Consider the following 1484-nt stretch of genomic DNA (forward strand, 5'->3'; position numbering starts at 1 on the left):
ATCATACCAGACAATACAGGTCAATTAAAGGCAAATAGATACATTTAAGTGCAAGAGTGAACCACTATAAAAGCAACGAGATAGGAGAAATTATCATGACAGTATCAAACGCATTATTTAACGAAGCCCAGGTAATCAAGGACACTAACAGCGCATTGGAAGACATCCAAGAAACGTTAGCACTTTCATTGGTTGATAGTTTGAAAGCAGGCGACCATGTCACAACACCAACGGTCATTAACATGTTGAAAGATTTGGAAGATATGCAACTCAAATATTACGACCGTTTGGAAGATAACGAGAACACGCAAGGGGCATTAGAGAACCAAGAACAATCAGGGGATGAGGAAACAGCAGAATGAAAATACCACGGTCAGAACAAGAAACAATCGTGATTTATGACGTTGAAGTAGGTAAGTGGCACATTGATACGACCTACCCACCACATATCAGAAAATACACGCCAGCTATGGGAGAAATTGAGGAAAAAACGCAAGACAGGTTAGCAGGTTTGATAAGTGATGAATTTAGTGGGTCATTCATGACAAGAAAGCGCAAAATACTCACGGATGAGCAACGCCAAAAGGTAAGAGAGCAACTAAGAAAAGGACAAGAACAATGAGTATCACAATTTGGTTAGGGCAAGTAGTTACGATCATTGTATTAGTGGGTGGCGCTTTTGTCGCTGGTATGGTGGTAGGCGACAGTCACAAAGGAGGACGCAAGGCATGAATTTGTACATCAAAACGTTGAATAAGCTGTTTGAGACATTGCCTAGCATTGCAGACAGTGAAGCAATCAAAGGGCATGACAAAGCACGGGCGGAGATTATGACAGCCTATGAACATCTAGACAAAGCAATGACACGCCTAGTCATTGATAACGTGTAAAGGGGATGATATGGCAGTAACAAATGATGACATTATGAACGAGTTACGAGCAGTGAAACAGCAACACGTTTGGAAAAGAGCGGAGAATGTGGCCAAGCACTTTGATGTCAGTTTAGGCACAGTCAAGAGCTGGAAAAGGCGAGGACTGATAACAGGTTATAAACATGACAAGATAGTCATTTATGACGTGTTAGTGATTGAACGTGATTTGTTTCAAGTAGAAAACTAGAAAGGAATGCAGAGCATGAAAAAGGGCATAAAAAAAGCTATCACATCCCCCGCCAAGGAAACAGTGATAACCGACCACAAACGCCCTATACATGGCTTTTGCTATACACATTTTAACATGAAAGAAGAACATTTAACAGATATTGAGCATCAATTTCTAAGTGCTTTACCAGACGGCAGGGACAACGCAGTCACGCTGTTAAAGCTATCTAGAACATTGAACATTAACAAGCACAAAGTCAGTGAAATCGTGGCGAGGTTGCGGAATGCAGGCTATTTAGTTGGCAGTAGTAAGAGCAGACCGAATGGGGTGTATTTCATCATCACAGCGCAAGAGTTTTGGGAAACGGTCAACACAATCAAGAA

Annotated in this window: 5 protein-coding genes; all 5 read left to right on the top strand. The window is 41.4% G+C overall.

Translation table 11 applies throughout. From position 1 onward, the window contains the following. Nucleotides 1-95 precede the first annotated feature (95 nt). A complete protein-coding gene (locus BMG01_RS10505) occupies nt 96-362 on the top strand; it encodes a hypothetical protein (RefSeq protein ID WP_004910682.1) in 267 nt (88 codons plus the stop codon). Next, on the top strand, nt 359-622 hold the full coding sequence (locus tag BMG01_RS10510; RefSeq protein WP_004910684.1) for a hypothetical protein: 264 nt from the start codon (nt 359-361) through the stop codon (nt 620-622). The genes BMG01_RS10505 and BMG01_RS10510 overlap by 4 nt, the downstream gene beginning before the upstream one ends. A gap of 106 nt (nt 623-728) precedes the next feature. Beyond that, nucleotides 729-890 (top strand): hypothetical protein, encoded by a 162-nt coding sequence (locus BMG01_RS10515; protein ID WP_004910689.1) that lies wholly within the window; start codon nt 729-731, stop codon nt 888-890. Nucleotides 891-900: 10 nt separating this feature from the next. Further along, complete coding sequence (locus BMG01_RS10520) at nt 901-1119, top strand: hypothetical protein (RefSeq protein ID WP_004910691.1); 219 nt, start codon at nt 901-903, stop codon at nt 1117-1119. A gap of 15 nt (nt 1120-1134) precedes the next feature. Continuing rightward, the coding region (locus BMG01_RS10525; protein ID WP_233127309.1) for a helix-turn-helix domain-containing protein at nt 1135-1484 on the top strand (350 nt) is incomplete at its 3' end.

It is taken from the genome of Leuconostoc sp. BM2 (assembly GCF_002095565.1).
Lineage (GTDB): Bacteria > Bacillota > Bacilli > Lactobacillales > Lactobacillaceae > Leuconostoc > Leuconostoc falkenbergense.

Excerpts from the sequence above, each read along its gene's own strand:
- BMG01_RS10505 (WP_004910682.1), top strand. The coding sequence starts at position 96 with ATGACAGTATCAAACGCATTATTTAACGAAGCCCAGGTAATCAAGGAC.
- BMG01_RS10510 (WP_004910684.1), top strand. The coding sequence starts at position 359 with ATGAAAATACCACGGTCAGAACAAGAAACAATCGTGATTTATGACGTT.
- BMG01_RS10520 (WP_004910691.1), top strand. The coding sequence starts at position 901 with ATGGCAGTAACAAATGATGACATTATGAACGAGTTACGAGCAGTGAAA.
- BMG01_RS10515 (WP_004910689.1), top strand. The coding sequence starts at position 729 with ATGAATTTGTACATCAAAACGTTGAATAAGCTGTTTGAGACATTGCCT.